Below are 14747 nucleotides of genomic sequence, written 5' to 3'. Positions count from 1 at the left end.
TAAAATTAATTAACCTTAACTTCTTTTGAGAATTCCCATAGGCCGTGGATGTTACATAGTGAAACTGCAAATAGGGTTCCAGATTTTGCAATTTTTATAGATGTTTTTACTTCATGATTTGTGTAGACTGGACCTGTATTCGGCCCTTGTGTACTCTCGCCATGCGCAGTGAACTCATAGTTTCCGACTTGATATAAAGATTTTTCACCTTCGGGCTGATAGTAAAGCATTATCCACCTGATATGGTGTTCAGTTGTATTTGGGTGAGCTATATCTTTACCGATGGCAACTTTAACTTCAAATGCCTCATTTGCTTTTACAGAATCGGGGCAGTCTATAACTGGTACATGCTTTTCTTTTTTCCAATCTGCTTCCTGAATCTTTTCTCCGATTTTAACCATCTATGTCACCTACTCTTGCAAAATCATTGGTTCTCCACAGCAGATTAGTTCTCCGCCGCCGGCTTCCAATACTTCCACAACATTTCCACAAATTTCACATTTGTAGATTTCCCCAACTTCTTTTACATTTACCATTTTTTAACCTCCTGTTTAAAATAACGATTATTTTTCTTTCTCATCTGCAGACTTTTCCATTTTTTCAGCCATGCTTTTGAGGCGTTTGTCAACCATTCCATAAATTGTATTTTCTGGATACTTACCGTCTGGTCCTTTTTCTCCAGCTTTGATTCCTGTTAGTATTTCAATTCCTTCCTTGATATTATCAACTGAGTATATATGGAATTTTCCGTCTTTTACAGCTTCGACGACCTCTTCTTTAAGCATTAAATTTTGGACATTGCTTCTTGGAATCAAAACACTTTGTTTTCCATTAAGTCCTTTGGCCTTGCAAATTTCATAGAAACCTTCAATCTTGTAGTTAACGCCTCCGATTGCCTGCACCTCTCCTTTCTGATTAACGGACCCTGTGACCGCAAAGTATTGTTTTATTGGAACTTCAGATAGAGCAGATAATATTGCATAAAGCTCTGTGCTTGATGCGCTATCCCCATCAACACCTTCATAGTTTTGTTCGAATACGAGTCTTGCAGTGAGATTTAATGGTTTATCTTGTGCAAAGTTTTCTGCCAAATAACCGCCTAATATCATTACTCCTTTCGAATGAATATTTCCTCCCATCTTAGCTTCACGTTCAATATCTATAATTCCCCCGCGGCCAATATTTACAGTGGCGGTAACTCTAGATGGCCTTCCAAATGCATAATCCCCTAGACTTAATACCGCAAGACCGTTTATTTGACCAACTGCTTCTCCTTCAGTTTCAATAAGATAAAATCCTCGTGTTACCATTTCATTTAATCTTTCTTGAATAAGATTTGAACGATAATTTTTTTCTTCGACAGCTTTTACTATGTGAAGGTCTTTTATTAAATTATTTTTGTCTTGTTTAGCGTAGAAGTTTGCTTCACGTATAATATCCGCTATATCTGCAAATCTTGTAGATAATTTCTCTTGGTCATCGGCCAATCTTGCACCATACTCGATAACTTTCCCTATTGCTGAAGAATCAAGGTGCAATAAGTTTTCTTTTGAGCAAAGCGAGCATATGAATGAAACATAGTTTTTAACATTGCCATCGTTAAAATCCATATTAATATCAAATTCTGCCTTGACTTTGAAGAGCTCTTTAAAATCCGGATCAAGTGAAAAAAGAGTCTGATATATCATTGGATTGCCAATAATAACGACTTTAGTGTTTAATGGTATAGGGGCAGGCCTTAACCCTTTTGTTGTGATAAACCCAAGTCGCTCTCCAGCCTCCTCAACTATGGCTTCCTCACTGCTTAATGCCCTTTTTAAACCATCATATGAAAAAAGATTCTTTACCAATTCTTCAGCGGGTATTACAAGGTATCCACCATTTGCCTTATGTATTGACCCTCCCCTTACCATGGTAAAATCAGTAGTGAGCATCCCGAACTGTGCTTCTTTCTCTATTCTTCCAAAGAGATTTTGGTATGTTGGATTAAGCTCCACGACTACTGGTCTTCCCATCAGTGTTGAGTTATCTGTGAATAGATTGACCGCATATTTCCTAAATGGCAATTCCTCTGCCCATGGCGCTTGAACCGGAGCTTGCGGAATATTTGGCTTATAGAATAAGGCTAAATTTTCTAATATATCTTCCTGTACTTCTTTTAAATAGTTTATAATATCTGGATAATCAGAATATTTTTTATTCAAATCGTCTACCAAATGACCCATTGTAAAAAGAGCTACTTCTTTATTTAATTCTTTTATTTCTTCAAATGTTTTACTGTCCAACTCTTTTAGCTGTCTAAACACTAATCTTAATTCTGAGTTTAATTTATCCCTCTTTTTTTGTATATCGTCCTTTGTTTCAGGATTTAGAGCTATAAATTCCTCCTCGGTCATTGGCCTGCCACTGACAATAGGAACAAAAATGAATCCCATTGGGGTGCTTTGAACAATTAATTCTTCTTTCTCTGCTTTTCTATTCAGTTCGGAAAAGATTTTGTTTCGTTCAGCATCAATTTTCTGGATAGTGGCCTCTCTCTTTAAAGCAAAATCTTCACTTTCAAAGGCTTTTGGAAGATTAATCTTAGCTTCATTTAGGAAATTGGACATATCTTTGTGAAAGACCCTTCCTTGGCCTGCTTTTAATTCAATGACTTTAGGTTCGTATGGTTCCAAGAAATTATTAACATAACACCAGTCAGAAGGTACGGTTTGGTCTTCAGCAAGTTTATCCAAAAAACTCTTTACTGCCGTCATTTTTCCAGTCCCTGGAAAACCTGCAACAAAAATATTAAATCCTTTCTCTTTTATCTCTAGTCCGAATTTCAGCGCTTTTAATGCTCTTTCCTGACCCACTATATCCTCTAAAGGAGATACTTCTTGACTACTTTTACATTTTAATTTATTCTTATCAAATGTTCTTCTTATCATATCTGAAGATAATTCTTTTGTCATAAAATCACTTTAATGTTTCTTATATACTATTATTTTTAGTTCTAAAAAGGTTTTCTATTTAAAAAAAAGATTTTTGTTAAATAATCTAATTTATTAAAAGTTTTATTTCAATTTTTATAAGAAAAGATGAAATAAGACTAGTATGTTGGCTTAGACGGTCAAAAATCATATTACAACACTATATTTTTATATAAGTTGTTAGTATATATTCTGGCGATATTATGGATTTTTTAGATGTTATTATGTCAAGAAGGAGCATTAGAAAATACAAAAAAGATAAGGTGCCTGAAAGCCATGTAATAAAAATCCTAGAAGCTGCTATGAATGCACCTTCAAGAAAAAATGAGAGGCCTTGGCATTTTGTATTAATAGACAATAGAAAAATATTGGATAAAATCCCTTCTTTCCATCCAAACTCAAAGATGCTCTATGAAGCACCAATGGCCATCCTAGTTACTGGTGACTTAAATATTACAAAAGATATTTTTATTACGATTGATTGTTCTGCGGCAACTGAAAATATCCTTTTAGCCGCCCATTCACTGGGACTTGGGGCATGCTGGCTTGGAGTTTATCCTGACGAAGAGAGGGTAAAAGGCATGAAAGAAATACTTAATTTGCCCGAGAACATATTTCCCGTATCACTAATTTCAATTGGTTATCCTGACGAAGGAAAGCCACAATTAAAAAGATTTGAAGAGAATAGAATCCATTATAATAAATGGTAAGTAAATAAATTCAAAAATAAAGGAGTATGATCTCCTTTATTCGTCATCTGATGTATTTGTGGTGTAGATTCTTGGTACTGATGGTTCGTACTTTTTTTGTGTTCTTGTTAGTGGCTGAACGTCGTATGAATACCATCCTGATGTGCCTCTTTCATTAGCAAAGTCATAAGTTCCAAAGTGCTGCTGTAATTGAGGAGAGGTCAATCTTAGATCTCCCATTGGGGTTAATATTGAATGTACTAGCTTATTACCGTTTAAATCCATCGAACCTTTTCTTAAGTTGTTAAGGAAATTCTTAGCAACAATTTTTGATACTGCTGATGTCGTGTTACTTGGACATACAGTATTACTATTCTGTTCGTCCGTTGAACACGTTTCTCCTAGTATAGGGGCGATTGAGGCCATTAAAAGTCCCATCACCAATATAGCAGTTATTTTTTTCATATCTATCACCTCTAGTGCATATCAATACTAACACCAATACTATATAAAGCTTTCGATATTGATAAAAATAAATAACAATATTGATAAACAATAATTACATAAAATTAATAATCAATGATTAATCAAGAGTGTTAGAAAAGATAAATAAATTGAGCCAAGAAATTAATCCAAGGCTCCGTCTCTTTTTAGAACTTCTTCTAGGAATCTTCCAGTATGACTCTTTGGAGATTTTATTACTTCTTCGGGCGTACCTTCGACTAAAATTTCTCCGCCTCTTTGACCCCCTTCGGGACCAAGGTCAATTATATAATCGGCAGTTTTGATTACATCCATGTTGTGCTCAATAACGAGAACTGTATTGCCATTTTCTCTCAGACGCAGAAGAACATCAAGTAGTTTTTTAACATCGTGGAAATGGAGTCCAGTTGTGGGTTCGTCCAATATGTAAAGAGTTTTTCCTGTAGCTTTCTTGGACAATTCTTTTGACAATTTGACTCTTTGTGCTTCTCCTCCAGAAAGAGTAGTTGCAGGCTGTCCAACTTTAATGTAGGATAGGCCCACATCATAAAGGGTCTGGAGTTTATTTCGTATGGTTGGTATATTTTCAAAAAAGTGCAAGGCTTCTTCGACTGTCATGTCCAAAACTTCAGAAATTGATTTTCCCTTATATTTGACGGTTAAAGTTTCTCTGTTGTACCTCTCACCTTTGCACTCTTCACATTTAACATAAACGTCAGGCAGAAAATGCATTTCAATCTTAATTAGTCCGTCCCCTCTACAATTTTCACATCTTCCTCCTTTCACGTTAAAAGAGAATCTGCCTTTCTTAAATCCCCTCCTCTTTGATTCGGGAAGTTCAGAGAAAAGCTCCCTTATGGGGGTAAATAAACCAGTATATGTTGCAGGATTTGACCTAGGGCTTCTCCCTATCGGACTTTGATCTATAATAATCACTTTATCAATATTTTCAATTCCCAAAATTTCATCATGATCCCCTGGATTATCTACGGCCCTATAAAATTTCTTTGCCAGGTCCTTGTACAATATTTCATTAATCAAAGTACTTTTTCCACTGCCTGAAACTCCAGTGACACATACAAACAAACCAAGAGGAATTTTTACATCGATGTTCTTTAGATTAAATTGTCTTGCCCCTTTAATTGTGATAAACGTATCACTTTGTTTTCTAATTTTAGGAACGTCAATTTTAAGTTTTCGCGATAAATATTTCCCGGTAAGTGACTCTGGATTTTGCTTAACTTCTTCTGGAGACCCAACTGCAACAACTTCCCCTCCATGGACGCCCGCTCCTGGCCCTATATCTACAAGATAATCTGAAGAGAGCATCATCTCTTCATCATGTTCAATGACAATTACTGTGTTTCCAATATCCCTTAATCTTTTCAACATGACAATCAATTTTGCATTGTCTCTTTGATGAAGGCCTATACTTGGCTCATCTAATATATAAAGAACGCCTACAAGCTGGGATCCTATCTGGGTTGCAAGTCTAATTCTTTGAGATTCTCCTCCTGAAAGAGTTCCAGCTCTTCTATCTAAAGTAAGGTAATCAAGTCCCACGCTTAAAAGAAATCCTAATCTAGCCTTTATTTCCTTTAATATCTGTTTTGAAATAATTTTCTCTTTTTCATTTAAGTTTTGCTCAAGATCAATAAAAAATTTATAACAACTGCTAATTTGAAGTTCAGTTACATCAATTATCGAACTTCCTTGGATCTTAACATATAAGGCTTCAGATTTCAATCGTTTACCCTTACATACTTCACATGGTTTTAATCGGATGTATTTCTCAAATTGTTCCTTCCTATATTCAGAATCAGTTTCTCGGTATACTCTCTCAAGCCAAGGGATTATACCTTCGTATGTTCCTTCATATGTCCAATAGGATGGCGTATTTCGAGAACGATAATTATACCTTACTTTGTCAGTTGTTCCGTATAATAAAATATCAAGATGCTTTTGTGACAAATTTTTAACAGGCACGTCGAGTCTGAAATTGAACTTTTTAGAAATGGCCTCCAGAGTCTGTCTCCTAAATCCTTCTAGTTTAGTATTCCATACATCAACCGCACCCTCCACAAGAGATAAATCTTTGTTTGGGATAATAAGATCGGGGTCAAACTCTTGCTTAAATCCAAGTCCATGACATGAAGGGCATGCCCCATATGGGCTATTAAATGAAAACATCCTAGGAGTTATTTCTTCTAAACTAATACCGCAATCAGTACATGCAAAGTGTTCAGAAAATGTTTTTCTTTCATCATTAATGTCCACGAATAATATTCCTTCGCCCTTTTTCAATGCAAGTTCAATATCTTCATAAAGCCTTGGAGATATTCCGTCTTTCAGAACAAGTCTATCTATTATTATATTGATATCGTGTTTTTTGTACCTCTCAAGCCTTATTTCTACATTTAATTCTTTGATTTCCCCATCTATTTCTGCCCTTGCAAAACCTTCTTCATTTATTTCCTTAAGTAAAGTTGAATATTCTCCTTTTCTGCCACGTACCACGGGAGCCAAGACAGTTACTTTTGAACCTTCGGGAAAAGATAGAACCTGATCAGTAATCTCTGTTACTGTTTGTTGTTTTATCTGCTTGCCGCAACGTGAACAATAAGGGATCCCTATCCTTGCGTAAAGAAGTCTTAAATAATCGTAAATTTCCGTGACTGTACCGACTGTGGATCTTGGATTTTTAGAAGTTGTTTTTTGTTCAATTGAAATTGCGGGGGATAGTCCTTCGATGTATTCGACGTCAGGTTTTTCCATTAGCCCTAAGAATTGCCTTGCATATGCGGAAAGTGATTCAACATAACGCCTCTGACCTTCTGCATAAATTGTATCAAACGCAAGAGAAGATTTACCAGAACCTGAAACCCCTGTTACAACGATAAGCTTATCTCTAGGAAATTGAACATCTATGTTTTTAAGATTGTGTTCTGAAGCGCCTTTTACAGTAATGAAGTCGGTACCCATGGAAATTGTTGGAGATGCTTTACTTAAAAACTTCTTTGTTAGAAGTTATTTTTTAATTCTCAAAAAAAGCGATAAAGTAAAGGTTTTTAGTTAAATCTAATTTGGATTAGTTTGAAAGTATTTTTATGAAAAGAGAAGTACTCCAAATTCAATATATTATCCAAAAAAAGCATTATACCCTAAATAAGAGAATATAACTCCCACAATAAATCCACCTACAACTTGAGCCTCTGTATGTCCAAGCAATTCCTTTAATTCTTCATCAACTACCTTTCCCATACGAAGTTTTTTCATCATTTGATTTATTACCTTCGCCTGTTGACCTGTTTCCCACCTTATACCTGTCGCATCCTTCATCACTACAAATGCAAAGACTAGAGAAACCCAAAATACAGTAGACATTCCTTCATGCATAAAAATTGCTGTTGACAACCCAATAACTGTTGCCGTGTGAGAACTTGGCATTCCTCCATCTTGTATGGCAACTTGTATGGATAAATGTTTCTTTTTGATAGACTCATGAATTATTTTTCCAACAACAGATGCCAAATAAGCAATCAAAGTTGGGAGGATAATCGGATTGTAAAAAAAACTAACTATAGCTGTTGTTAAACTCACAATAACCTAATTTCATTAAACGTTTAAATAGTTTTTGAAATTAAAAAAATTATATTATTTTGCTTCTTTGCTAATAAGACATAAAATACCACCTATGAGCATTATTATGTCAAGAGGGGGCAATAAACTGGATATTATAGCGTATATGCCTGCTTTGTTGAATTTTTTGAGATTTGTCGAAGATAATGCTATGAAGCCTATTATTAATCCTAAAATCTTAATAACTGCTACAAATATCATGAACAATCCAGCAAACAGAGGAAATCCTCTCGTATACCTCAAAGGAAATAATGCTCCAAAGCTAAAACCGACAAGCAATCCCAGGACTCCGACTATACCCAATATAAGAGATACCAAAATCAATATTTTTCCAATCTTTGCTTCAGTACTTAATCCTTCTATATCTAACATTTTTACACCTCAAGATCACGTCTAATTAAGATATATAAAAACTCTTTAAATTAGTTATGGATTTTTATTTTTTAATTCGTTCTAAGATTTCTGGATTTTGTAATTCTCTTAATGCATCGGAAGCTATCCACTTTGCAGATTTGGAATCAATTTTTTGAATGTTTTGTGCATATTCAATAGCTTTTTTATGTAAAATAAGATTTCTCTTACCTATTTGCCTTAAAGCCCAGTTTACTGCTTTTTTGACGTATAATCGCTCATCTGTTGAGCCATTAAAAATTTCAGGCATAAACTTAAAAAAATCTTCATCTGCCCTAGTTTTATCGTGAACTGCTAAAACTGCCATTAGAACATAGCCTGCCCTTTTAACAAATTCTTCGCCTCGTTTACACCACTCAAAAGATTTGTCAAAAGCCAAAGAGCTTTTTCCAAAAAGATTATTACAGACCTGGTCGCATACATCCCATGAGTCAAAGTCTTTGGCCCAATTCTCCATTTGTTCATTTGTGAGTTTTTTTGGATCGTCGATCATGCTGGCAAGAATTTTAGTTTCGTGATAACCTAATTCCCATAATGTCTGAGCCAAAACATGATCTTTACCTACTTGTTTTGCCAATGCCCTTATATTGGGGATTGAAACTCCAAATGCCTTGTCTGTTTTAATTCCGTATCTTGACATTCCCTCTAAAGTTTTAGGGTCAGAAATCATCTTTAATTTTTCTATAATGGATTGACATTCCATATAAGAAATGGTCTTATTAAATTAATAAAGATTGCTTAAGAAAAATTTAATAAAAATATTAAATAAAAGAAAAAATTATTTTTTATTTTACATCATTCCAGGCATGCCACCGGGCATTCCGCCCATGCCACCCATATCCATGTCGTCATCGCCGCCCATTCCTCTTCTCTTACCAATTCCGCTTGCGGCTATAACGTCATCAATCCTTAATATCATTATGGCTGATTCAGAAGCACTCTTTACTGCTTGCTCCTTTATTCTAAGTGGCTCAACAACTCCGGCCTTCATCATGTCTTTAACTTTACCGTCAAAGACGTCAATTCCGTATCTCTTGTGATCTTTTGTTTCATGTGAAGCTTTGAGTGCAACGATTGTATCGATTGGGTCCATACCTGCATTTTCAGCTAAAGTTCTTGGAATTACTTCCATTGCCTGTGCGAATGCTTTAACGGCTAGCTGTTCTCTACCGCTAATCTTTTCTGCATATTCGTTAAGTCTCTTTGATAGTTCCATCTCTGCAGCTCCACCGCCAGCACAAATAGTTCCATCTTCGATTGCTGTAGATATGACACCTATAGCATCTTCAAGAGCTCTTTCTACTTCCTCTAAAAAGTGTTCTGTTCCGCCTCTTAACAATAAGCTTACTGCTTTTGGATCCTTGCATCCTTCGACAAATGTCATTTCGTCTCCGCCGATCTTTTTCTCTTCGACAGAGCCTGCATGACCAAGATCCTTTCCTTCAAGATCAGCTATTTTGTTTACAACTCTTGCACCTGTTGCTTTGGCAAGTTTCTTCATATCGCTCTTTTTTACTCTTCTTGCAGCGTATATTCCACTCTTTGCAAGGTAGTGCTGAGCTAAATCATCAATTCCCTTCTGACAGAATACGACTGTTGCGCCAGATGCTTTTATCTGATCTACCATCTTCTTTAGCATTGCTTCTTCTTGATCCAAGAATGCTTGAAGCTGGTCAGGAGAAGTAATTCTAATTTCTGCATCAGTTTCAGTTTCTTTTACTTCAAGTGCACAGTCAAGTAAAGCTATTTTTGCATCTTTTAGTTTCTTTGGCATGCCGTCGTGGACTCTTTCCTTGTCAATAATAAGTCCCTGGATGAGTTTTGAATCTTCTACACTTCCACCTTCTTTCTTCTCTACCTTAATGTCTTCAGTTTCAACTGTGTAGTTTCCATTTTCTTTTACAGCTACCTGCTTTACTGCTTTAAGTGCTAAAGGTGCTAAGGTATCCTTTGATTTTTCTGCGCCCTTTCCAGTCATTGCAGTCTTTGCAATTTCAAGAAGTATATCATCGTCATTGATTGTAATCTTGTCGCCAATATCTTTCAATATTTCTTCAGCCTTTTCAGCTGCAAGTTTGTAACCAGATGCAACAACTGTTGCGTGTACTTCTTGATCGAGAAGATCTTCGGCCCTTTTTAGAAGTTCTCCGGCAATGACAACTGCTGTTGTTGTACCGTCTCCAACTTCCTCATCTTGTGTCTTTGCTACTTCTACAATCATTTTTGCTGCTGGATGAGCTATATCCATCTCGCTAAGTATTGTAGCACCATCGTTTGTGATGACTACGTCTCCTAGTGAGTCAACGAGCATTTTGTCCATACCTCTTGGACCAAGTGTCGTCTTTACTGTTTCTGCTACTATTCTTCCAGCAAGAATATTCATTCTTTGAGCATCTCTGCCCATAAATCTCTGAGCGCCTTCAGGTTGGACACTCATTGGTTGTCTAATTTCTGCCATAATTTACACCTCATTAAAAATATTGCTAGTTTTTGATGTATTTGAAGTGATATAAAAAGCTTTCTATCTAAAAAATATATTAAATAGAATTTAAAAGCTTTAATGGATAATTAAAATTATAATATATTTAGTATTTATAAGTTAAACATTACGATTGAACCTACATCTTTTTCTAGTTCTACCTGTATCTCTGTACTCTCCTTTATTGAATTTTTTATTTCATAAAAAAGCGGTTCAAAAGTCTTTGAGCCGTAAACATTAAGGAAAATAATATTGTGCTCGACCATATTTTTATCAATTTCAATCTTAGATGTAACTTTTGATACTTCTAGCCCAGAATCAAATAGAAATCTCAAAAGTTTTCTATTAACTGCGACTATTTTCTCATTGAATACAAGAGATAAGGAGAGGATTTTTGAGCATATGATTGCAGTTTGATCAGGCATCGTTTCAGAGAATTTATTATATAAATTTCTCCAACTTTTATTATAGACTTCCATCTCATCTTTTTCCATGCCCTCTCTTAATTTTGTATACCCCAATTCAACTTCTTTTTTCAGAACATACTCTTTTATTGTTCTAATTTTTATTCCTTTTTCGATAAGTGTTTCATAAAAAGTTCTTATTTCTTCATCCTTGGGAACTGGTCCTTTTGCCCAATAGGATAAGACTCTAACTTGTTCACCCAAGAGTTCTTCTCCTCTATGAACTTTCATAAGGATATCAACGAGTTCTTCAGGCATTATTACCTCTTCAATATGTAAAGATTTCATCAATGATTCAGCCTGAGAATATTTACTTTTTGAAACAAAAAGAGATACATCACATATAGCTGTGCTTTTATTCAAGAAACCACCAAAAAATAAATAGTATTATTATACGGAGATTACTATCGCAGTTGTTGTATCAATTACACCTTCAATGTAATGAATCTGTTGGATTACTGTTTTTGTAAGTTCACCTAAATCATTTGCTTTTATTTTTGCAATGGCATCGTATGGGCCAGTTATAACATCGGCTTCTATTACTCCTTCAATCTTCTTTACAGCTTCAATTACTTCCTTTATTTTTCCTATTGAAACTGTTATCAAAACATATGCATATACCATTAAAGCACCTATAATATATTAACATGCAAAGTATTTAAATATTTCTTTTTATCTCCTGAAAAAATAGAAAAAATCAAAAATCTTTTGATAAAATAAGGCATTTCAGCGAATTCCAAGAGATGGATTAAAAACACCTTTCTTTACGACTGCATTCTTTATTTTAGTAAGCTCTTTTATCTCATTTTCAAAGTCAATTGTATTGATGGAAGTCCAGTGGATACTATCGGGGATGAAAAATTCATATACTGGATAGTATCCGTCCCATGCTTCGCCTAATCGTGGCAAAGCTACAGTTCCAACAACTCTTATGTTTGAAAATCCAGTCTTTCCCATTAACTCTGATAGGATTTTGAGCCTATCATTTCCTATTGCAACTCCTGCCGTCTGTAGATAATCCTTCCATGGTTTCATTTCACCAATTACTTCTTCAAGATTCTTAACTCCAAAGACACGTATTAATCTATTTTGCCCTATAGGATTTAGATTAAAATTTGATTCATATATTACTGCAAAATTATTTTCAGAAGAAGCAAAAATTTTCTGACCTCCGTCGAATTCAGGCCTTGATATTATTTCTCCAATTTTAATATCTCTTAACTTCCTGAAAAAATTAGTCTGGGGTATTGATCTCGATATTTTTTCCATTTCACCGGCTAAAGCTTCTGCAAATTCTAATGGGCTCAGCTCCCCACCTTCTTCAACAAAAAATCCAAAAGCAGGAGACCCGCACATATATCCTTCATACCCAATTCCATCAATTGCAGCAAGGCCCGCAACATCATGATTTGCCATTTCTCTCCCGATTAGTTCAATTCCAAATTTTCCCCCATGATAACATCCTTTAATGGAACTTCCACTTTTATTTAATTCATCTACCCTTGCCTTAACTGAAATTGCAGTTTGAGTGCTGGAAACTACACTGACTACATTTGAGTTTCGAAATATTACATCCTCAATTGATTTATCCCCTCCTGCCCACGGTACCACCGCGATAGTTTCACCTATCTGTTTGCTTTGTTCAGCTACTGATTCCGCATATAAAGGTGCAAATAGAGGTTGAACGGAAGGGGTTTTAATTAAGCCTGAAGCTCTTACTATGCTTGCTATAAAAATCCCAAGACTTTCTATAAATCCAGGTACATTAGAGGGTGTTATGTAAGTCACCAACTCCAGTTCTTGGTTATACTGAGTTATTTTTTTTAGTGCAATTTTGTCTCTAAATCCTGCGTATGCCCTAACAAAAGTATTTGCGTTGTCAATTGGAGTAAAATTCTTAAAAACATCTGGCGGTAATTTTAAAGTTGATAGAAAATTAATAGTCTTCTCATCTATTTTATATATGGACCTAAACTGATAAAACTCTATTAACTCTGGTGAAAGATTTGTCAACACTGGAAGTAATTCAAGAGCGATCTTCTTTTTTTCATAGTTATTATCTGACCACGTTCTTGATACTGCCCCATATATCTTAGCAATTTCTGGAAAGGGCATATTTATAAGATATTTTTTTCTATTTTCTTTTAGTCCAGTTACTATTTCTTTTATGTTGTCTTGATTAATATTTGGCAATAACAAAGAATAATCGTTGACTTTTTTTTCACTGAATTCCATTTCTTTCTCTATCGACTTTAGAGATTTAGGAAGGTAATACCCTTTTAGTTTTGACATTTAACCAGCCACCGTTTTTGCAAGTACGCCGGAGCATCCCCTGCTCTCAATTCTGGGAAGTCTTTCGATACTAAGAAGAATTGGGGTGGTTTTATTGCACGCTGGGCATCCTTCGTAATCTACCTTCAACTTATCCCCAGTAGTAATAAATCCAGGAAAAGATTTTGAAGAAGGCTCAAGAAATGCATAATTCCCGGTTACTTTGCCTTCTTGAGGTATTGGTTCCATGCTCTCGTCGAATAGTATAACTTCCATCCAAGGAGGGATATGTTTAGTGTTACCCTCGGTACAATCAATCATTATCGAGTTTGATTCGGTCATCCCGTAAAGGTCAATATATCTCTTTGGATCTAATCCAAAAGCTTCTTCAATTAAGTCGTTCATTTTATCTCTACTTACAATTGATCTGCCTTTGAATCCTCCAGTTGAAGCCAAAAAGCTGTCTGCCCCGATCTTTGCGTTAATTCCATTTTCTAAAATATATTTAGCAGTATCAATTATCAAAAAAGGTGGCCCCATAAAAACAACTTTTTTTCCTTGATTTTCCTCAAGCTTAGTTGCTATATTTCTTATGGCATTTTTCTCAAGTCGAGGTAGCATTTTCTTAATAAAGTAATTCATGACTTTTTCTTTTGAGGATCTTGGTCCTCTCATTCTAAGCCTTATTATATCGGCTTTCAATTCATCAAATGCATGAAAAACGTTGCCAGGAGATATGTGGTTAGCTACAACTTTTCCATTGAAGCCGACTTGTAAAAATGTTTTTTTTGGTATCCCAAGAATAAATCTCTCTTTACCTTTGTCAAGTTTTAGAGTTGCATCAATTGCTTCAGTGTATGATCTAATCAACATGGATTGAGTAAAGGGATCTCTTGGTAAAAATGTCAGTTTTCCGGAAGTGCCACTACTAAAACCCAATAGCATGCCATTAGAATAGAATTCTTGAAGAAAACTTTCAAGAGACCCCATACCCTTTGGGGTAAAGTCAATGGGGACTGAAGAGATTCTATCAATCCATTTTTTAAATTCTTGGGGGCTCTTTTCAGGTGATTCCATCTGATAAGACTTGAATACCGTATCGGGAATTACTATTTTATGAAAGTCTTCAGACTTTATATCGCCGCTTAGTCCTTTCAATTTGCAATAGTCATGATAAAATTTATTATTTTCATAATGATATTTGTGTGACATTTTAATTGCTTTGTGCCTTAATTTTTCCACGTCTTTTCTTTTTTTGAAGTAGTTTTCTGAAGAAACGAGTTTCTCAATTAAGTCTGTATCAAACATAAAATCACCAAGTACTATAATCCTCACATAG

The 14747-nt window shown here is 35.2% G+C and carries 14 protein-coding genes; 1 reads left to right on the top strand and 13 read right to left on the bottom strand.

The window, feature by feature from the left end; genetic code table 11:
* Positions 1-5: 5 nt before the first annotated feature.
* From PLI06_05830 to PLI06_05820, 3 genes are read right to left on the bottom strand one after another with little or no spacing between them, the layout of a single operon-like run.
* A complete protein-coding gene (locus PLI06_05830) occupies positions 6-401 on the bottom strand; it encodes a class II SORL domain-containing protein (GenBank protein HOI77112.1) in 396 nt (131 codons plus the stop codon).
* Positions 402-410: 9 nt separating this feature from the next.
* Positions 411-536 carry a desulfoferrodoxin FeS4 iron-binding domain-containing protein gene (locus PLI06_05825; GenBank protein ID HOI77111.1) on the bottom strand — a complete coding sequence of 42 codons (126 nt, stop codon included), beginning with the start codon at positions 534-536 and terminating at the stop codon, positions 411-413.
* Between the two features lie 27 nt (positions 537-563).
* Complete coding sequence (locus tag PLI06_05820; GenBank protein HOI77110.1) at positions 564-2954, bottom strand: ATP-binding protein; 2391 nt, start codon at positions 2952-2954, stop codon at positions 564-566.
* Positions 2955-3175: 221 nt separating this feature from the next.
* On the opposite strand from PLI06_05820, the gene PLI06_05815 reads away from it, so the two are divergent.
* Positions 3176-3682 carry a nitroreductase family protein gene (locus tag PLI06_05815; protein ID HOI77109.1) on the top strand — a complete coding sequence of 169 codons (507 nt, stop codon included), beginning with the start codon at positions 3176-3178 and terminating at the stop codon, positions 3680-3682.
* A gap of 36 nt (positions 3683-3718) precedes the next feature.
* Here the strand turns inward: PLI06_05815 and PLI06_05810 are convergent, their stop codons facing one another.
* The 10 genes from PLI06_05810 to PLI06_05765 all read right to left on the bottom strand — a co-directional run bounded on the left by PLI06_05810 (position 3719) and on the right by PLI06_05765 (position 14716).
* Positions 3719-4087 (bottom strand): hypothetical protein, encoded by a 369-nt coding sequence (locus PLI06_05810; protein HOI77108.1) that lies wholly within the window; start codon positions 4085-4087, stop codon positions 3719-3721.
* Positions 4088-4288: 201 nt separating this feature from the next.
* Positions 4289-7126, bottom strand: coding sequence for an excinuclease ABC subunit UvrA (gene uvrA / locus PLI06_05805; GenBank protein ID HOI77107.1), 2838 nt, complete (start codon positions 7124-7126; stop codon positions 4289-4291).
* Positions 7127-7282: 156 nt separating this feature from the next.
* Positions 7283-7744, bottom strand: a complete 462-nt coding sequence (locus tag PLI06_05800; protein ID HOI77106.1) for a divergent PAP2 family protein — start codon at positions 7742-7744, stop codon at positions 7283-7285.
* Positions 7745-7798: 54 nt separating this feature from the next.
* Positions 7799-8155: a hypothetical protein gene (locus PLI06_05795; GenBank protein HOI77105.1), complete on the bottom strand. Its 357-nt coding sequence runs from the start codon at positions 8153-8155 to the stop codon at positions 7799-7801.
* Between the two features lie 64 nt (positions 8156-8219).
* Positions 8220-8897, bottom strand: coding sequence for a DNA alkylation repair protein (locus PLI06_05790; protein ID HOI77104.1), 678 nt, complete (start codon positions 8895-8897; stop codon positions 8220-8222).
* A gap of 87 nt (positions 8898-8984) precedes the next feature.
* Positions 8985-10652 (bottom strand): thermosome subunit beta, encoded by a 1668-nt coding sequence (gene thsB / locus PLI06_05785; protein ID HOI77103.1) that lies wholly within the window; start codon positions 10650-10652, stop codon positions 8985-8987.
* 134 nt (positions 10653-10786) lie between these two features.
* Positions 10787-11500, bottom strand: a complete 714-nt coding sequence (locus PLI06_05780; GenBank protein HOI77102.1) for a hypothetical protein — start codon at positions 11498-11500, stop codon at positions 10787-10789.
* Between the two features lie 27 nt (positions 11501-11527).
* Positions 11528-11761 carry an Lrp/AsnC ligand binding domain-containing protein gene (locus tag PLI06_05775; GenBank protein HOI77101.1) on the bottom strand — a complete coding sequence of 78 codons (234 nt, stop codon included), beginning with the start codon at positions 11759-11761 and terminating at the stop codon, positions 11528-11530.
* A gap of 102 nt (positions 11762-11863) precedes the next feature.
* Positions 11864-13429 carry an acyl-CoA reductase gene (locus PLI06_05770; GenBank protein ID HOI77100.1) on the bottom strand — a complete coding sequence of 522 codons (1566 nt, stop codon included), beginning with the start codon at positions 13427-13429 and terminating at the stop codon, positions 11864-11866.
* The gene (locus PLI06_05765) at positions 13430-14716 is read right to left on the bottom strand and encodes a hypothetical protein (GenBank protein HOI77099.1); all 1287 of its coding nucleotides are present in this window, start codon (positions 14714-14716) and stop codon (positions 13430-13432) included.
* Positions 14717-14747 lie beyond the last annotated feature (31 nt).

Origin of the sequence: Methanofastidiosum sp., assembly GCA_035362715.1 — an archaeon.
In the GTDB taxonomy this organism is placed as follows: Archaea; Methanobacteriota_B; Thermococci; order Methanofastidiosales; family Methanofastidiosaceae; genus Methanofastidiosum.
Note: the sequence above shows the minus strand (reverse complement) of the source record. Positions and strands in the feature narration are given on the sequence as shown.